Source organism: Paenibacillus gallinarum, from assembly GCF_014836635.1.
GTDB lineage: Bacteria > Bacillota > Bacilli > Paenibacillales > Paenibacillaceae > Paenibacillus > Paenibacillus gallinarum.
In genome coordinates this window covers 68,365-83,033 of sequence record NZ_JACSQL010000001.1, presented here as the reverse complement: position 1 = coordinate 83,033, position 14,669 = coordinate 68,365, and the positions used below count along the sequence as shown (strand labels likewise).

Genomic DNA, 14,669 nt, shown 5'->3' with positions numbered 1-14,669 from the left:
ATACCCCTCCTTCTTGTTGTACTTTACATATGGATTAGCATCCATAATCATCCATCTACATGAAATCATACCACAAATGTAATCACATACATAGCCGTATTTACAAGAAAAAGGAAGGGATACATGGTCACTCGCTTACTGTCTAAATTGACCTGTAACCATCAGAAGTGCCTCTGGGAGCTGGTCCATAATAGCTGCGAGATTCTCGTGCACACCCTTAGGTGTTCCCGGTAAATTCACGATCAGCGTTCTTCCGCGAATACCGCAGATTCCTCTAAAGAGCATAGCTCCCCGATTCTTCTGGAGCACCGTCATCCGCATAGCTTCTGCCATACCTGGTACTTCACGGTCAATGACTCTGCGTGTAGCTTCTGGTGTAACATCTCTAATCGCAAGTTCAGTCCCGCCTGTGGTAAGAACAAGGTCCGCATGAAAATAATCCGTCATTTCAATCAGCGCAGCAATGATCTCGTCTGGTTCATCCGGCACAATGCGGTATTCAATAATTTCACCGCCCAGTTCTTCTTCGACAAGTTCACGGATGACCTGCGCACTCGTGTCTTCCCGCTCTCCTCTCGCTCCCTTATCACTTGCTGTAAGGATCGCTGTTTTCCACAACATAAGATCACCCATCCCTCTATTTGGATTTATAGTCCCCACTTTTACCACCTGTTTTTGAACTCAGCAGTGTCGGACCTATTATCATATCTTTCTGCATCGCCTTACACATATCGTAGATGGTGAGTGCAGTTGCCGATGCAGCTGTTAGAGCCTCCATCTCTACACCTGTTTTTCCTTCTGTCTTAACGGACACTTCAATATAAAGTTCGCGTTCTCCGTTATCTGCAAAAGTAATGTTAACACCGGTAAGCGGCAGCGGGTGACACATCGGAATCCAATCGGAAGTACGCTTAGCAGCTTGAATTCCGGCCACTTGAGCAACGGCCAGTACATCCCCTTTTCCTACCGTACCTGCCTTAATCGCCTGAAGTGTAGCTTCATTCATTGTAATCTTCGACTGTGCGACCGCGGTACGAACGGTAACCTCTTTACCCGAGATATCCACCATTCTCGCACGTCCCTGCTCATTGAAATGAGTCAGTTGCTGTCTTTCATTCTGTCCGTTCTGTGACTTCGCATCCATGTTCCATCACGTTCCTTTTATTTGAGTATGTAAAACACCCTTCTCTGTAAAAAGAAGGTTTAGTCTAAAATCCTGCGGTTCCATGGGAATATCATTCGGCGGAAGTAACTGTCCGGGAAGAACTAGCCCTGCATATAGAGGTAAGGTTACATTTTGGCCTTCTATTTGCTTTTTCTGAACTTCCATATACATCTTTTCGGCAAAGCGGTCGTAATACCCTCCACCGTATCCAATTCTTCCTCCACAAAGGTCATAGGCAAGTCCTGGAACAATGACAAGATCAATCTCAGGCCATCTCTCTACAGGATAGATAGCGGTATGATCTACCGGCTCAGGAATATTCCATCTTCCCGGCTCCACATCTGTCAACCGCTTAATCTCCCTAAGTTCCATAAGTTCCGAATCCTCTTTTACCTTCGGCACGAGTACCTTGTCTCCTTGGGCCAGTGCCTTCGCCAAAAGCATAAAAGTATCGGCTTCACTTCGGAAAGTCATATATAGAAAAAGAGTTAGATTCTTCTGCTTAAGCTTACTGCGCAAAAGATCCATCTCCTGAGTGGCATATTCAGATATCTGCCTTGATGCTTCTGAACGCTGATCAGGCGGCAGTGCTTCGCGCACCGCAAGCATTCTTCTTCGAAGTTGCTTCTTTAACTGGAGCTTGTCCGGATGTGCTTCCATCCACTTTCCCTCCGTTTTATCCGTCGTGCGAAAAGTGGTTATTCACAACCTGTTCACTAGCGTTCATCACCACTTGCTGACGTTCACTAATGTGAATCACAATTCGGCTTTTTCTAACTTTAAGTTTATCACCTATTTCATGAAAAGACTATAAGCGAGACAAAGTTCAAACCTTTTTATCCAAGGCTGACGGGTAACTTCGGTTATAACTTGTTCTAAGCGGTGCAAAGCCTTGCTTTTTCATGTAAACTAGGACTAGTTTATTGCTTTCTAGACAGGAGGAAACATCATGCTTTTTCAAGCTTCTGGAATTATAAAACGATATGGCATAGACAGCATTCTCGAAGGTGTCAGCCTACAGATATTAGAACGTGAACGGATTGGACTTGTAGGGGTCAATGGTGCTGGGAAGTCTACTCTACTGAAAATTTTGGCTGGAGAAATGTCCTATGACGGAGGTCAAATCTTTAAAGCCAAAGAAACAACCATCGGATACCTCGCACAGAACAGTGGCCTGGAGTCAGATGGGACCTTATGGGAAGAGATGCTTAAGGTATTCGCTCACTTGACGGAAACCGAAGCAGAACTAAGACTGATGGAACAGCGAATTGCGGATCCAAAAGAAATGAATGATGAGAAAAAATATGCCGATCTGCTGGAGCGTTACGCCGTACGTCAAGACTGGTTCAAAGATCATGGCGGCTACGAGATCGAAACACGAATTCGAAGTGTCCTGCACGGGATGGGGTTCGGTGAATTTCCTGTAGATACGAAGATTTCTACTCTCAGCGGTGGACAAAAGACAAGACTTGCTCTTGCCCGAATCCTCCTTCAAGCTCCTGATGTGCTTATGCTGGATGAACCGACGAACCATCTAGATATTGAAACACTCACTTGGCTGGAGGATTATCTTCGCGGATATTCAGGCGCCATCTTAGTTGTCTCCCATGACCGGTATTTCCTTGACCGGCTTGTCACCGGTATTGTGGAGATTGAACGGCACCGTTCCCGCAAGTATACGGGGAATTACAGCCGTTATATGGAGATCAAAGCAGCAGAATACGAAGCTCAGATGAAACAATATGAGAAGCAGCAAGATGAAATCTCCAAGATGGAAGAATTTATTCAGCGGAACATTGTGCGTGCTTCCACTACCAAACGCGCTCAAAGCCGGCGCAAAGCTCTGGATAAGATGGAAGTCATGGATCGGCCGCAAGGCGATTTGAAACGGGCTCACTTTTCTTTTGATATTGCTTATATGTCTGGAAAAGAAGTACTGCATGTGCGGGACTTATCTGTCGCTTTTGATGAAGAAAGTCAGCCACTTTTCGAACATGCGGATATGGATCTGCGTAGAGGAGAAACAGTTGCTCTCATTGGACCGAACGGAATCGGAAAATCCACCCTGCTTAAATGCCTGACAGGACAGATGACTCCGCGCTCAGGTCAGATCGATTGGGGTACCAAGATTAAGCTTGGGTACTATGATCAGGAACAGACGAATCTCAATGATAAGAACACCATACTTGAAGAATTGTGGAGTGAATATCCACATATGGAAGAAGCACGTATTCGTACTGTACTCGGTAACTTCCTCTTCAGCGGAGATGATGTGCAGAAGCGAATCAGTGCGCTGAGCGGCGGAGAAAAAGCCCGTGTATCGTTAGCGAAGCTTATGCTGCAAGAATCCAATGTACTTATACTTGATGAGCCGACGAACCATTTGGACTTATATAGTAAAGAAGTACTTGAATCTGCACTGATCGATTACGAAGGAACCCTGCTCTTCATTTCACATGACCGTTATTTCCTTAACAAAATGGCAGAACGCATTGTCGAACTGCACCCGAATGGAACACAGCATTTCCTAGGAAATTATGATGACTATGTGATGAAGAAACAGGAGCTTGAAGAAATCGAGCAGGAACGCAAAGAACTAAAGGCAGCAACAACGAAACAGAGTACACCATCTTCTTCCGCCGCTGAGAAGTCTGGAGCCGATCTATTTCAAGCGGAGAAGCAGGCAAAGCGGGAAGAGCGGAACAGACAGCGCAGACTGGAGAGTCTCGAAGAACAAATTGCGGATATCGAAAGTAAGATTGAAGAAGAGCAAGCGGAAATGGCGAAGCCAGAGATCTATCAAGATTACATGAAACTACAAGAAATTCAGCAATCGATCGAAACTTGGAAGAACAAGCTCAGCGAAGTGTATGCAGAGTGGGAAGAACTCGCTGAATAGTAAAAAAATAAATCTTTAAATTGACATATTTACAGTATAAAGAAACTATTAACAATACTATCCACAGAAAAAGTGGATAACAAATCCAATTTAACAGCCCTTTGGGCTGTTTTTTTGGCTTAATAAAGCCATTTTCATGTAAAACCCAATATTATCCACTATTCTATCCACATTATCCACAATTTACCTTACATATGGATGTTAAGAATTTTCGTTATTTTCATTTGTTTGCGAAAACGTAATATTACTCACTTTTTTGGTTTTATCCCCATTATCTTCCGGATATGTGGATAACTTTGTTAACAACTTGACAGATTTACCTTTTTTAGTTAATCGTATTTATCCTACATATTGGTTTCCGCGCAAAAAGAAAAGTCGATCATCTATAGAAGATGTCGACTTTTGATCTTTATGCTCTTTATCTTTATTTATGTGATTAATCTTACTCTACGGACCAGTTCTCCAAAGATAAGCCTGGTTCTGCTTGCATCTTCAGATCCGAAAACATGCCACGTTCCCATTTCAGGTAGGCAGCTGCTCCAATCATCGCCGCATTGTCAGTACAGTATTCCATTGGCGGAATGAGAAGCTTGATGTTTTCTTTGGCGCAGCGTTCCTCGAGTGCCTTGCGCAGACCTTTATTCGCAGCAACCCCTCCGCTTAGCAGAAGCTGCTTGGAACCATAAGCACGAACCGCACGAACGGCTTTCTCGACAAGCACTTCAACGACCGATTCCTGAAAACCACGCGCCACACTGCTGCGATCAAGTGTTACGCCTTTCATCGATGCCTGATTCACGATATTCAGCACGGCGGACTTTAGACCACTGAAGCTGAAATCATAAGAACCTGGTTCAAGCCATACCCGAGGAAGCGGCGTTACCGTCTCTGCTTCATGAGCCATCCGGTCCACATGCGGTCCACCCGGATAAGGACAACCGAGTGCGCGTGCGACTTTATCATAAGCTTCACCTACTGCATCATCCCGTGTACGTCCGATCACTTCAAACTTACCTTCCGAAGGGATGTGGGTAAGCTCCGTATGTCCACCGGATACAACCAGTGCCATCGCTGGATATTCAATCTCTTCCACCAAACGGTTTGCATAGATATGACCCGCAATATGATGAGTTCCGATCAGCGGCTTTTCAAGAGCCATCGCTAGCGTTTTGGCAGCAACGATACCTACAAGCAAAGCACCCACAAGACCAGGTCCCTGCGTAACCGCAATCGCGGATAGATCCTTCGGCTGGATACCCGATGCTTCAATAGCCTGCTCCATAATGAGCGTAATGACCTCAACATGCTTCCGTGAAGCAACTTCCGGTACAACCCCGCCAAAAGCTTTATGTGTCTCAATCTGACTTGCGATGAGGTTCACCAATACTTCGCGCCCATTCTTAATCACAGAAACGGACGTTTCATCACAGCTTGTCTCCACAGCGAGAATATAACTTGTATTTTGTAAGGACGATTGTGTCATGAATCTCTTAGACTTCCTTCCTCTGTTCCTTCCGTACCCAGCTGCGCGCTTGCGGATAAATCAGCCCACATAATCATTGCATCTTCATTATTATCTGAATAATATCCTTTGCGGAGTCCGGAAGGTCTGAATCCTTTTTTCTCATATAATCCTTGTGCTACCGTATTTGAGACTCTAACTTCCAGAGTCATTCTTGTCATACCAAGATAGGCTGCTGTCTTCATAAGTTCCGTAAGCAGCTTCTCCCCAAGCTTTCTGCCACGGTATGCTTCCAGAACGGCAATATTCGTAATATGGGCTTCATCAATAATAGTCCACATTCCTGCATATCCAATCGGTTTACCGTCTAGTTCCATAATCATGTATTTCGCAAAATGGTTATGTGTAAGTTCGTTCACGAACGCACTTTCCGTCCATGGTAATGTAAAACAATCCTGTTCAATAATGAGGACATCCGGTATATCTTGCATCGTCATCATCCGGAAAACGAGCTGTCCCTTCTCTTCCATACGATCCATGCAGCTCTACGACTCCCTTCATTTACGCAGAAGATTTGCTTCCGCTTCTGCAAGTTGGGTGTAATTCGGCAGTAAGGTATGAATATCTTCCTGCTCCCCTTGAAGCAGTTTCGCTGCTCCGATCTTGCCAACATAATGCCCTTCCATCTCATAAGATCGAAGATGAATCTGTACTTCAGGCTGCATCATCTGAAGTTTCTCGAGCGTCTGCCTGTGAGGCTCTACATCTCCTACAAAAAGAATTCCGTCCGGTGCATCCGAAGAAGGAAGTTCACTCAGCAGCGATGCAATCGCATCTACCCAGCTATCGACCAGCCTTATAGCATCAGGCTCCATTCGGTGCAGTTCCGAACTTGCTCCTTCTCCTTCAAACAACGCAGTATAAGCTTGACCTCTCCGCGCATCCATCAGCGGTACAACCCAGTAGCGGCTACCGGACTTATCCGGTGATCCGTGTGGATTTTCCGCCAAACTAGTATCATTCAAATAAGCCCCTAGTCCGCCTAAAGCAAGCGCCGCAAGACTAGATACAGCAGCTACAGGAACGCCCCAAGCCCAAGCTAATGTTTTGGCCGCCGTGACCGCGATGCGGACCCCTGTATAAGAACCCGGTCCAATGCCGACAGCGATGCCAGCTATATCTTCTTTTGTTATTTGATTATTCTCCATCAGATCCTTCAAAGCCTGCACCACATGCACGGCATGATTACGATCTGCTCTTGTATTACTTTCAGCTACTAGTGTCTCTTCTGACATCACGGCTGCGGCAAGCACAGCTGTCGATGTATCAAGCACCAAAAACCGCTGACGCGGCTGATGTTCTTCGTTCATCCCTTATCGACTCCACTTCTGCTTAATTCCTGACACCATGAAGCATAAGGTGCTCCGTAACCATCTAAACGAATAACTCGTTCTTCTGCTCCCGTAACTTCCATCTGAATATGCAGATGAGCTTCCGGCAGCAGTTCAGGGATGATGCTGGACCATTCTACCAGACTTACACCATCACCGTAGAAATATTCATCCAGGCCCAATCCTTCAGCTTCATCTAAAGAAATGCGGTACACATCCATATGATATAGTGCAAGTCTTCCCTTATATTCTTTAATCAGTGTAAATGTAGGGCTGTTCACAACCCCTTCTACACCGAGATGTCTTGCAAAGCTTTGAGAAAATGCGGTCTTTCCCGCACCCAAATCTCCATCAAGCGCAATGACGGTCCCAGGAATTACTAACTTCGCAAGGACAGCCGCCAATTTGTCTGTATCTTGTACACCTTTAGAGTGAAACACCCATTCCTGATGTTCTTGTACCAATGTGCCAACCTTCTTTCGGTCCATTATCCTTATGTAAGGATAACAAAATACTTCATCTCATTATATAGTTCCACACTTTCACTCGCAAGGCGAAAGACAAGTCAAAGAACCCGAAGGATGTTACCTCTCCCCCGAGTTCTGCTTATCTCTGCTGTTCATGGCTTTCGTAAGTAGAGTATAACTGTTAACCTTCTACAAGACGCTCTACATTCACGGTATGCGTATCCAGCGGATTATTTCCGATTTGTACTGTTGCCATTTTATTGTCTAAATCTACATGCTCGATCCATACCGGTTTTTCACCATCTAATTTCACAGCATAATTTTCTTTCGCATCAAAGATTGCTTTTGCGCGCGTTGCTTCCATCTCTATTCCTCCCCTTTCTTCTCATTCACTTTAAATTCACTTTCATCAAAAAGAGCATCACTCGTACTGTCTCCAATATATCCGTTATCCCGCGTAACTTCTCCACCGCCAAGCCCTTCATTCACCATTCGATCAACATCAAATGCGGTATTCTCGAACGATTCCTCTACTTCATCTTCAGGAGCAGTAACAGCTTCCCAGTTCACTAAATCGACAGCAATCATATCCGGTCCTCCAAAATCAGCAGGAAGATCCCATTCATCTTTCCCATCTCTTCCTTCATGCGAATCCGAATAATCCCATGTCATCTTCTAGCTTCCCCCTTTAGTAATGATTTATGTACTATGCCCGCTATAAAAGAAGATCATGCGTCAGAAATCAGGATAGATCCGGCTTTTTTTGACCATAATAGCAGTAAAACAGGATTGATAAATGATGAAGAAGGAGGGGGAAGAATCATGCATACTGTCTGGAAGGTAGCCATCAGCTTCGGACTCGTTCATGTCCCTGTCAAAATGTTCTCAGCTACGGAAGATAAAGACATCTCGATGCGATACATCCATAATGTGTGCGGAAGTCCGCTTGCCTATATCCGTAAATGTCCTTCTTGTGATATTGAAGTGAAATGGGAGGAAATTACGAAAGGATATGAATATGAGAAGGGCAAATTCGTTCTTTTTGAAAAAGAGGAATTAGAGCAATTATCTGATCAAGTTAATAAAAATATTACCATTCTTGATTTTGTGAATTTAACCGATATCGACCCTATTTATTTTCAAAAAACATATTACCTGTCTCCCGATCAAGCAGGCGCTAACGCCTATCAGCTCTTGATGTCTGCAATGAGGGATACAGGGAAGATTGGTATTGCCAAAATCTCGATTCGTTCGAAAAGCAGCCTTGCAGCCATCCGTGTATTAGATGAATGTCTTGCTATCGAAACGATTTTTTATCCCGACGAAATTCGCCCCATCTCTCAGGTTCCGAATCTTCCGGAGAACACCGTGGTGAATGATAAGGAGCTCACGATGGCTAAGTTGCTGATCGACCAGCTGTCTACTCCATTTGAGCCTGAAAAATATACGGATGATTATCGTCTGCGCTTACTTGACGCGATTCAGCATAAAGTGGCCGGAGAAGAATTCAAAGTCGCCCCTGCTAAACCAGAGACCAACGTTGTTGATCTAATGGCTGCTCTTCAGGCAAGCATTGAAGCTACGCAGCCGATACCAACTGATCCAGGAAAACCACCAGCCAAGAAACGGACGCGGAAAACGGCAACTGCAGCTAAATCAGAAGAAATCAAGACGACTCCTGTCGTTACGCCAAAACCAAAAAAACGCAAAACTGCCAAAACAAAAGAGTCCGGAGCCTAACAAATGGAATCTATCTATCATAAATCTTCTGATTGACGTAAATCGATTAACACTTTATACTTACTTACACAAAGTAATTAAGTATATTTATTTTAGTTAATTTAATTGATTTACTTACATAAGGGGGATTTATCATATGACTTATTCTATTCATCCAAATACCGTGCTCGGTGAAGTAAAACTTCGTGTAAGCGACTTGGAACGGTCCATTCTTTTTTATGAACAAGTGGTTGGTCTGACCTTGTTATCCCGTACCGGAGAACATGTTGCAAGCTTTACAGCGAAAGACGGCTCTACACCGCTTCTTATTCTGGAAGAGATTCCGAATGCTAAGAGGGTTGCACCAAGAAGCCATGCAGGACTATATCATTTTGCCATTCTACTGCCGGATCGTACTTCTCTAGGCATTGCACTACGGCATCTTGCCGAAGCGGGGATTGAGATTGGTCAAGGCGATCATACGGTCAGCGAAGCATTATACATCAATGATCCGGATGGACATGGTATTGAGATTTATGCGGATCGTCCAAGAAGCACATGGAAGAAAGATGAACATAATAACTACATCATGGGAACAGATCCTGTCGATGTTGAAGGCTTACTGCAACTCGCGGGAGTTACACCTTTTACGGGACTGCCTGCAGGAACGATCATTGGACATGTGCATTTTCATATCTCTGATCTAGAAGTAGCACGCCATTTCTACAATCATCTGCTTGGTTTTGATATTGTGGTAGACGCTTCCCGCAATATGCATGCCCTCTTCGCATCAGCAGGCGGATATCATCACCACATTGGTCTTAATGTATGGGCAGGCAAAGGTGCACCGAAAGTACCTACGGATGCTGTTGGAATTGATTATTTTACCATTATCTTTGAGAATCAGGTCGTGTATGAAGAAGCTCTCACAAGACTTGAGCAGAACGGAGTCTCTGTCAGCCGCAAAGCGGAGGAAGCTAGAGTAATGAATCCCTTCGGTATCCAGATTCGAATTACTCACGCCTGATCTCTCTTACACATAAGGAGAAGCGATATATGAAGCTTACACCCGTCATTCCTTTCGAACCGGTTCGAACCGAACGATTTCCATCAGGGCATCCCTGGATTGCGCAGGTCAAATGGGACGGTGTTCGAATGCTCACTTATTATGATGGTGAGGAAGTACGCCTCGTGAATCGCAAGCGAAACGATCGAACAATACAATACCCGGAACTCGGTCAGGCGGATGTATATTCATCCGCTTCTTCTTTTATTTTGGATGGAGAACTCATCGCATTTGCCGGTGGTAAACCCTCTTTTCACGAGATCATGCGTCGGGACAGTCTTCGGAGCGAGCGAAGTATACGGCAAGGGCTACAAAGTGTTCCCGTTACCTATATGGTGTTTGACCTTCTCTATCTGAATGGAGAATGGATAACTCACCTCCCTCTATCTGAACGCCAGGAACGGCTGAACCAGATCATTAAACCTCAGCCCCTTGTCCAACTCGTACAGAATTTCCCCGATGGGAATGCTCTCTTTGAAGCGACCAAAGCGCAACAGCTAGAAGGCGTTGTTGTCAAAGATCTAACGAGTACGTATGCGCTAAACGGAAAGGATAACCGCTGGCAAAAACGTAAGAAGAACGGTGACCTCTATGCGGTAATCGGCGGCGTTACGCTCCGTGACAACATCGTAAACTCTCTGCTTGTCGGATTATACCGTGAGGATGGAGTTCTTACGTACATCGGTCACGCCGGAACCGGAAGATTCACAGTTAAGGAGTGGCGGGATCTTACAGATCGTATTAAGCCCCTTCTCACCAGCGAAATGCCTTTTGAACAACTGCCAGGCCGATATCAGGGAGCTTTATGGATCCGTCCTGAGATCGTCGTTCGCATTACCTATCTCGAATGGACACCTGGGGGGACGATGCGTCATCCAACCATCGAAAGCTTTGCGCCTCATATCCAGCCAAAGGACTGCAGGGTATCACAGAAGGAGGAACATTCGTAATGGCTAGAACGGTAAAAGGAAGTATTCAGATTCAAGGCCAGACCCTGACCATTACGAATCCCGACAAACCGCTGTGGCCAGAGGCTGGTGTAACAAAGGCGATATATTTACAGAAACTAGCCGAGCTTTCGCCTTACCTTCTTACTTACTGCAGAGATCGGCTATTAACTACAATCCGTTATCCGCACGGGGTACATGGTGAATTCTTTTATCAGAAAAATGCTCCCGAGCCGCTGCCGCCCTTTGTTCAGACGGCTGTTCATGAGAAGATCAATTACGTTGTGCTGAGCGGCCTGCCTGAGTTATTATGGCTTGGCAATCTGGCTGCGCTGGAATTCCATCCTTCCCTTCATGCGGTAGGCAGCAGTCTGCCATGTGAATGGATGATTGACCTTGACCCTACCCTTCAAGAAGAACCAAGAATAATGGAAGCCGCGCACATTGTAGGTCAGGTACTCTCTTCACTCGGGATTCAGTCCGTTCCCAAAACATCTGGTGCAACCGGTGTACAAATCATTGTTCCGATTAGCAAAGGAATTACGTTTGAACAGCTTCGAATGCTCGGTCATTTTGTCGGCAGGTACGTATGTGAGAAACATCCTAAACTGTTCACCCTAGAGCGTCTCAAAAAAGATCGCGGAGATAAAATCTATTTTGACTATTTACAGCATTATGGAGGAAAAACACTTGCTGCCCCCTATACGCCAAGAGCTAGAGAACAAGCAACCGTCTCTACCCCTCTCTTATGGGAAGAAGTGGCGCGTGATGTATCGCCCAAAGATTTCACGTTACTAAACATTGGAGCGCGCCTTGCCGAAAAAGGAGATCTGATCGCAGCCCTCCCTGCTCAGCCATTAGATCCTCTTCTCGCTCATCTCGCTAAGACATGAGAAACTATGTATATGTTCTTCTTGATTCCGATAAAAACAAAAAAAGCCCGGCGTTCCTATAAACTCAGGAACAGCCGGGCTGTTATTTATTTGAATCCATTTCATACACATGAAAACAAAGAAATGAGGACTCATGTATTAATGAATACCTTTTTTCTTGAAGCGTCCGCCCTTCACATCGTGAATGTTACCGATCGCAAGAAATGCGTCCGGGTCCCAATCTTCTACGATACTCTTCAGTTTCGCTTCTTCTAGTCGAGTAATTACTACAAAGATGACTTTCTTCTCTTCTCCGCTAAAACCGCCCTCACCATCGAGGTATGTAACGCCGCGTCCCAATCTGTCGGTAAGTGCTTCACCGATATCTCGGAACTTGTCGCTGATGATCCATACCGATTTGGATTGATCCATACCTTCGATCGTGATGTCGATCATCTTCATCGCAATATAGTAGGCAATGATGGAATACAGTGCATTCGGCCATCCGAATACGAATCCGGCCATAACGAAGATGAATAAGTTAATGAACAGAACAATCTGTCCAACGGAGAAGGGGGATTTTTCACTAAGCAAAATAGCAACGATCTCGGTACCATCCAGCGATCCGCCAGAACGAATAACAAGACCCACACCAATCCCTAGGATAACACCGCCAAATACAGCGCCAAGCAGCGGCTCATTTGGCGTAAGTGCACTTACATGATGAAGCAATTGTGTGCCGATTGACATTACTACAATGCCGAAAAAGGTGCAAATCGCAAATGTCTTGCCGATCTGCTTATAGCCGATGAAGAGAAAAGGCAGGTTAAGTACGGTTAGCAGGATCCCGAGCGGCAGACCGGTTATTTGGGATAACATAATCGATATCCCTGTAATTCCACCATCAATAACACCGTTTGGAACAAGGAAAATTTCAAGGCCTACTGCCATTAATGTAGCTCCCACAATGATTAGAAGTGCTCGTTGCAGAAGCTTTAGGCTAAGCGGAGAACTGCTTGCCTTTGTCTGTTTACTTTGACTTGGCACCATTTCTTTGGTTGTCATCTCTGACATAGAACTCCCCCTTTTCTTTTCACTTTTTCTATGCCATAAGACATACTGGATGCCTTTATTATAACATACCAAAGTTACAAAAGTCACAAGAACGACAGCAAAACCGAGATAAACGATTAGAAACTTGTTTTTCTTTTAGAAATCCGGTAAATTTCATCAAAGCAGCGGAGATAGCAACCTACATACGACTTCAGCGCACTTGGAGGCCCGAGAACGTTGCTTAAATTCACCTAATTCAATTCGTTTACTATCCTGTAAATCTTGTTCGAAATTAGCTGTCAACTGGTCTATCGCACTCCGAGAATACATGGCTGCTGTCAGTTCAAAATTGCTGTAGAAGCTGCGCATATCAAGGTTTGCTGATCCTACCGCTGCCAGTAATTGATCCACGATTACCACCTTGGCATGAACGAACCCTTTCTGATAGCGGTAGAACGTAACTCCCGCTTCCATTAATTCTTCTAGATGAGACAGCGATGCAAGCAGCACAATCTTGTAATCCGCCCTGCCGGGAATAAGCACTCTTACATCCACCCCGCTTCGGGCAGCCGTTTTAATCGCCGTCATCAGCGCTACATCCGGAATAAAATAAGGGGTTGTAATATACACCCTTGAGCTAGCCATCGCAATGGCATTAAAACACATCTCCTGAATGGGATGCCTGGTCTCATCGGGACCGCTCGCGATTACTTGCACCTGTTCTGTTCCTTTACAATTGTGCTCAGGAAATAAATCCGGAACCAGATGGGTGCAAAGCGTCTGTCCGCTCACCAGCCTCCAGTCTTTAATAAAAGCCATCTGCAAATAGTAGACTGAATCCCCATGCATACGCATGTGCGTGTCACGCCAGAATCCCAATTTGAGAGATTCGCCCTTGTACTCATCACCGATATTCATCCCGCCCGTATAGCCAATCGTGCCATCAATCACTACGATTTTTCGATGATTCCGATAGTTTATTTTTCTGAGTTTTAGTGCGTGTAATGGCGGTAAAAAGAAATGAATTTCTACCCCCGCTTCCTTCATACGCTGTATGAATGATTTCGACAGACTTTTGCTTCCAAATCCATCACAGATGATTCGTACTTGAACCCCTTCCTGTGACTTCTTGATTAGCAGATCTTGAAATATCGTGCCCATAATATCATGCCGAATAATATAAAATTCGAGATGGATATGTTCCTTAGCCTCTTTGATATCTTGAAATAAAGCCGTAAATAACGGATCTCCTTCCGCATAATAATCTGTATGATTGCAGCTCGTGATTGTACTATTAGGAATTTCTGATAACAGATTGTAAAGGCGCAGGTGATGTGTAAAATCTTTGTTCTTCATGTCCTCTACAGAGGTAACCCTACTTACTTTCCCAGCGATCTGTGAATGCATCTCTTGCCATACCATCCACTCTTCTCTTGTCATAGAAGCACTCTTGCCATAAGGTCTTCCTGCAATCCGATACAGCCATATACCAATCAGAGGCAGACAGAACGAAATGAAGATCCACACAGCGGCTCTGTCCGGGCGCTTATATTCCAGCAATAACAGAAGCATTGTCTGACCCAAATACAATAGGATAAGAAAAAGAATAACCGACCCCATCATCGCTA

General features: G+C 44.9%; 16 protein-coding genes. 5 read left to right on the top strand and 11 right to left on the bottom strand.

Going from position 1 to position 14,669, the window contains the following annotated elements; genetic code table 11:
* Positions 1-135: 135 nt before the first annotated feature.
* Genes H9647_RS00370 through H9647_RS00360 form a run of 3 tightly spaced genes read right to left on the bottom strand, consistent with a single transcriptional unit; the run spans position 136 to position 1,825 of the window.
* Positions 136-621, bottom strand: a complete 486-nt coding sequence (locus H9647_RS00370; RefSeq protein ID WP_160032308.1) for a MogA/MoaB family molybdenum cofactor biosynthesis protein — start codon at positions 619-621, stop codon at positions 136-138.
* A gap of 16 nt (positions 622-637) precedes the next feature.
* Complete coding sequence (gene moaC / locus H9647_RS00365) at positions 638-1,144, bottom strand: cyclic pyranopterin monophosphate synthase MoaC (protein ID WP_191797150.1); 507 nt, start codon at positions 1,142-1,144, stop codon at positions 638-640.
* Between the two features lie 6 nt (positions 1,145-1,150).
* Positions 1,151-1,825: a 5-formyltetrahydrofolate cyclo-ligase gene (locus H9647_RS00360; RefSeq protein ID WP_191797148.1), complete on the bottom strand. Its 675-nt coding sequence runs from the start codon at positions 1,823-1,825 to the stop codon at positions 1,151-1,153.
* Between the two features lie 289 nt (positions 1,826-2,114).
* Here H9647_RS00360 and H9647_RS00355 point away from each other — a divergent pair, with 289 nt between their 5' ends.
* Positions 2,115-4,064, top strand: coding sequence for an ABC-F family ATP-binding cassette domain-containing protein (locus H9647_RS00355; protein WP_191797147.1), 1,950 nt, complete (start codon positions 2,115-2,117; stop codon positions 4,062-4,064).
* Positions 4,065-4,506: 442 nt separating this feature from the next.
* Here the strand turns inward: H9647_RS00355 and tsaD are convergent, their stop codons facing one another.
* From tsaD to H9647_RS00325, 6 genes are all read right to left on the bottom strand, one after another.
* Positions 4,507-5,547, bottom strand: coding sequence for a tRNA (adenosine(37)-N6)-threonylcarbamoyltransferase complex transferase subunit TsaD (gene tsaD / locus H9647_RS00350; protein ID WP_191797145.1), 1,041 nt, complete (start codon positions 5,545-5,547; stop codon positions 4,507-4,509).
* Entirely contained in the window at positions 5,544-6,065 is a 522-nt protein-coding gene (gene rimI, locus H9647_RS00345) for a ribosomal protein S18-alanine N-acetyltransferase (protein WP_191797143.1), read from the bottom strand. Before rimI ends, tsaD begins: the two co-directional genes overlap by 4 nt.
* An 18-nt stretch (positions 6,066-6,083) precedes the next feature.
* A complete protein-coding gene (tsaB, locus tag H9647_RS00340) occupies positions 6,084-6,896 on the bottom strand; it encodes a tRNA (adenosine(37)-N6)-threonylcarbamoyltransferase complex dimerization subunit type 1 TsaB (RefSeq protein WP_191797141.1) in 813 nt (270 codons plus the stop codon).
* Positions 6,893-7,381, bottom strand: coding sequence for a tRNA (adenosine(37)-N6)-threonylcarbamoyltransferase complex ATPase subunit type 1 TsaE (gene tsaE / locus H9647_RS00335; RefSeq protein WP_225228974.1), 489 nt, complete (start codon positions 7,379-7,381; stop codon positions 6,893-6,895). The genes tsaB and tsaE overlap by 4 nt, the downstream gene beginning before the upstream one ends.
* Positions 7,382-7,565: 184 nt before the next feature.
* Positions 7,566-7,748 (bottom strand): H-type small acid-soluble spore protein, encoded by a 183-nt coding sequence (locus tag H9647_RS00330; protein WP_160032316.1) that lies wholly within the window; start codon positions 7,746-7,748, stop codon positions 7,566-7,568.
* Positions 7,749-7,750: 2 nt separating this feature from the next.
* Positions 7,751-8,056, bottom strand: a complete 306-nt coding sequence (locus H9647_RS00325) for a hypothetical protein (protein WP_191798679.1) — start codon at positions 8,054-8,056, stop codon at positions 7,751-7,753.
* Between the two features lie 150 nt (positions 8,057-8,206).
* On the opposite strand from H9647_RS00325, the gene ku reads away from it, so the two are divergent.
* From ku to ligD, 4 genes are all read left to right on the top strand, one after another.
* On the top strand, positions 8,207-9,124 hold the full coding sequence (gene ku, locus H9647_RS00320; RefSeq protein ID WP_191797137.1) for a non-homologous end joining protein Ku: 918 nt from the start codon (positions 8,207-8,209) through the stop codon (positions 9,122-9,124).
* Positions 9,125-9,260: 136 nt separating this feature from the next.
* A complete protein-coding gene (locus H9647_RS00315; protein WP_191797135.1) occupies positions 9,261-10,130 on the top strand; it encodes a VOC family protein in 870 nt (289 codons plus the stop codon).
* A gap of 29 nt (positions 10,131-10,159) precedes the next feature.
* Complete coding sequence (locus H9647_RS00310) at positions 10,160-11,119, top strand: ATP-dependent DNA ligase (RefSeq protein ID WP_191797133.1); 960 nt, start codon at positions 10,160-10,162, stop codon at positions 11,117-11,119.
* Complete coding sequence (gene ligD / locus H9647_RS00305) at positions 11,119-12,009, top strand: non-homologous end-joining DNA ligase (RefSeq protein WP_191797131.1); 891 nt, start codon at positions 11,119-11,121, stop codon at positions 12,007-12,009. Before H9647_RS00310 ends, ligD begins: the two co-directional genes overlap by 1 nt.
* 138 nt (positions 12,010-12,147) lie before the next feature.
* Here the strand turns inward: ligD and H9647_RS00300 are convergent, their stop codons facing one another.
* Together H9647_RS00300 and cls are read right to left on the bottom strand one after the other, a co-directional pair.
* Positions 12,148-13,038, bottom strand: coding sequence for a YitT family protein (locus H9647_RS00300; protein ID WP_225229044.1), 891 nt, complete (start codon positions 13,036-13,038; stop codon positions 12,148-12,150).
* A gap of 180 nt (positions 13,039-13,218) precedes the next feature.
* Positions 13,219-14,664, bottom strand: a complete 1,446-nt coding sequence (gene cls / locus H9647_RS00295; protein WP_225228973.1) for a cardiolipin synthase — start codon at positions 14,662-14,664, stop codon at positions 13,219-13,221.
* Positions 14,665-14,669 lie beyond the last annotated feature (5 nt).

What these genes read in the sequence shown, in the direction of transcription:
- H9647_RS00370 (WP_160032308.1), bottom strand. Translation starts at nt 621, where the DNA reads ATGTTGTGGAAAACAGCGATCCTTACAGCAAGTGATAAGGGAGCGAGA.
- moaC (WP_191797150.1), bottom strand. Translation starts at nt 1,144, where the DNA reads ATGGATGCGAAGTCACAGAACGGACAGAATGAAAGACAGCAACTGACT.
- H9647_RS00360 (WP_191797148.1), bottom strand. Translation starts at nt 1,825, where the DNA reads ATGGAAGCACATCCGGACAAGCTCCAGTTAAAGAAGCAACTTCGAAGA.
- H9647_RS00355 (WP_191797147.1), top strand. Translation starts at nt 2,115, where the DNA reads ATGCTTTTTCAAGCTTCTGGAATTATAAAACGATATGGCATAGACAGC.
- tsaD (WP_191797145.1), bottom strand. Translation starts at nt 5,547, where the DNA reads ATGACACAATCGTCCTTACAAAATACAAGTTATATTCTCGCTGTGGAG.
- rimI (WP_191797143.1), bottom strand. Translation starts at nt 6,065, where the DNA reads ATGGATCGTATGGAAGAGAAGGGACAGCTCGTTTTCCGGATGATGACG.
- tsaB (WP_191797141.1), bottom strand. Translation starts at nt 6,896, where the DNA reads ATGAACGAAGAACATCAGCCGCGTCAGCGGTTTTTGGTGCTTGATACA.
- H9647_RS00330 (WP_160032316.1), bottom strand. Translation starts at nt 7,748, where the DNA reads ATGGAAGCAACGCGCGCAAAAGCAATCTTTGATGCGAAAGAAAATTAT.
- H9647_RS00325 (WP_191798679.1), bottom strand. Translation starts at nt 8,056, where the DNA reads ATGACATGGGATTATTCGGATTCGCATGAAGGAAGAGATGGGAAAGAT.
- ku (WP_191797137.1), top strand. Translation starts at nt 8,207, where the DNA reads ATGCATACTGTCTGGAAGGTAGCCATCAGCTTCGGACTCGTTCATGTC.
- H9647_RS00315 (WP_191797135.1), top strand. Translation starts at nt 9,261, where the DNA reads ATGACTTATTCTATTCATCCAAATACCGTGCTCGGTGAAGTAAAACTT.
- H9647_RS00310 (WP_191797133.1), top strand. Translation starts at nt 10,160, where the DNA reads ATGAAGCTTACACCCGTCATTCCTTTCGAACCGGTTCGAACCGAACGA.
- ligD (WP_191797131.1), top strand. Translation starts at nt 11,119, where the DNA reads ATGGCTAGAACGGTAAAAGGAAGTATTCAGATTCAAGGCCAGACCCTG.
- H9647_RS00300 (WP_225229044.1), bottom strand. Translation starts at nt 13,038, where the DNA reads ATGGTGCCAAGTCAAAGTAAACAGACAAAGGCAAGCAGTTCTCCGCTT.
- cls (WP_225228973.1), bottom strand. Translation starts at nt 14,664, where the DNA reads ATGATGGGGTCGGTTATTCTTTTTCTTATCCTATTGTATTTGGGTCAG.